This is a genomic window from Mesorhizobium sp. M1322 (assembly GCF_040318085.1).
Classification (GTDB): domain Bacteria; phylum Pseudomonadota; class Alphaproteobacteria; order Rhizobiales; family Rhizobiaceae; genus Mesorhizobium.
In genome coordinates this window covers 1-2,224 of the sequence record NZ_JAMYLP010000190.1, presented here as the reverse complement: position 1 = coordinate 2,224, position 2,224 = coordinate 1, and the positions used below count along the sequence as shown (strand labels likewise).

The window sequence follows — 2,224 nt, the reverse complement described above, 5'->3', positions numbered from 1 at the left end:
TGGGTATCAGACACAGGGGCAGTAGGCCAGTAGGGCAGTAGGGCAGTAGGGCAGTAGGGCAGTAGGGCAGTAGGGCAGTAGGTTCGAGCGCCCTTTAAACATATTGCCCTACTGCCCTACTGCCTTATTCCCCCTAACCCAGCCAACTGATCCGTGATCTCGAAGCGTTCGGAAACGCCGACGCGGATGATGTTCAGGCTGCCCTCGCGCGTGTAGCGGAATTCACCTGATGCGTTCGAGCCGGCGGGCCGACCGGCCTGGAAGCTGATGACGCGGGTGCCACCATCGGGCCAGGTCACGGTCACCTCGGCTTTGCCGCCCGTGTGGACAACGCCTGCCTTGCAGCTGGTCATCGGCTGGCCGACATAGCGCGCACAAGGAATCTCGTTGCGGGCACCCAGCGCCGGCGCGGGCCTGCCTGGGGGCTGCAGCCGCGCAACGGCTTGTGCGTTGGCCGGAGGCGCTGTATTGACGGAGCGTTTCCGGATGGGCTCCTCCGCCGCTGCGGGCGCCGGCCTCTCGCCGGTCGAAGGATTTTCGCTGGCCGCGAGCGCCAGGCGGTAAGCATCCTCGATCGCGGCTCTGCCGATTGCGTCCGCGGCTGTCGTGGTGGTTTCGGGACCGGTCGCGCCCAGCCGCGCTGTCAGGTCGGGCAGCGGCTGATCCGCGGTTGCCGGGTTCAAGGCCTCGGCTGCAGGGGTCGCGCTTTCGCCGGTCGGATCAGTATCCGCATCCGAAACGGCCACCGGATTCTCGGGGTTCAGGTAGCGCGCGGGGGCCCATCCCGTCAGTTGCGGGTTGTCAATTTCTGCGACCTTGCACCAGCGATAGCCATTGACGTCGTTACAGCCGAGATTGTTCACGCTCGTACCATTCGGCAGTCGAGCCTTGATTTTGCCCATCGCCGATGCCGTGGCGCGGATGTTCAGCAGATCGCCTGGAGCGAGGTCGGTTACGATGGAAACGACCGACGCCTCCTCGGCTTTGGCCGGCAGCAGCGCCGTCAGCAGGAGAGGGGTGGCAGAGAGCGCGTACAGCGTCGTTCGGAGCGTAACTGTGCGCCTCATCATTTTGGCCGTGGACGATAGATGCATTACCGAAGGCGCGGCCAGGCTCGGAAACGCCACCGCATTCCAGGTTGATTTTATAAGCGACGACATGGCGCTATGTAAGCCGGAAAATGCGGCTGAGGAATGAACGTGCTCAGTGTGAGGGATGGGCTCCTCGTTCAACCCGAGGCATGAGCTCGTACCTCGCTCAGCCCTGGCGGCATGAACGCGTTCCGCGTTCAGCCTGACATGAACGCGTTCCGCGTTCAGCCTGACGTAAATCCGGTGCGCAGCGCGTGGGCCCATTCCGGCCGTCCCGCCTGTTCGGCCTGCCGCGCCGCCGCCTCGTGATCATAGTCGACGGCGATGGCCTCGAAGCGATCGGGGTGGCCCGGCTCGCCCAGTTCGACGATGCCGTAGCGTGCGTGCGGAGAGCCTTGCTCGGAAACATGCGCCGGCGGTGTCGAATCGTCATAGGCGGGGCAGCCGATACTGCCCGGATTGAAGACGACCGGGCCGCCGGGGATACGGATCAGTTCGCTGCGGTGGCTGTGGCCGCACAGTACGATGCGGCAAGCCGGGTCGAGCGCGGCCAGCCGTCGCTTGATGGCGGCCAGCGGCGCGCGCACCAGCCGGCCATCGGCCATCGTATCGGTCAGATATTTTTCGTCGTGGTCGGGGCGGGCATGGATGGCGATTATTCCCGGCGCGATCTCCAGCGTGAGGGGCAAGGCGAACAGCGCCTCGCGCTGCGCCGACGTCAGCCGTTCCTGCGCGTAGCGGTCGGACGGCCACATCGTCTCATCGGCGGTGTCGCGGGCGACGCGGCGGTCGTGATTGCCGCGCACCGTCGGCAGGGCGAGCGTCGCAAGCCGCTCCATGGTTTCGCGCGGCCAGAGCGGGCCGGAGACGCAATCGCCGAGGTTGACAATGAGATCGGCACCACCGCGCTGCCGCAGATCGTCGAGCACGGCGTCCAGGGCGAGGACGTTGCCGTGGATGTCGGCGAGGACGGCAATGCGCATGGGAAGCTCCGTAGGCAGGGCAGCTTTTCCTCGCCCTCGCGAAGCGGGGGAGAGGTGGGCGGGGAGCCGCCGGCGGCGGGGGGGATCGGAAACCGGTCGTCGCGCTAAAATAAGATACTGTGTCACTCGGTCGTATAAACAAAAGCCACA

General features: G+C 65.6%; 2 protein-coding genes. Both read right to left on the bottom strand.

Annotated features, from left to right (window positions below; genetic code table 11):
• Positions 1 to 116 precede the first annotated feature (116 nt).
• Complete coding sequence (locus NKH12_RS30255; protein WP_352956457.1) at positions 117 to 1,160, bottom strand: SH3 domain-containing protein; 1,044 nt, start codon at positions 1,158 to 1,160, stop codon at positions 117 to 119.
• Positions 1,161 to 1,315: 155 nt separating this feature from the next.
• Positions 1,316 to 2,074 (bottom strand): metallophosphoesterase family protein, encoded by a 759-nt coding sequence (locus tag NKH12_RS30250; protein WP_352956456.1) that lies wholly within the window; start codon positions 2,072 to 2,074, stop codon positions 1,316 to 1,318.
• Positions 2,075 to 2,224: the final 150 nt, after the last annotated feature.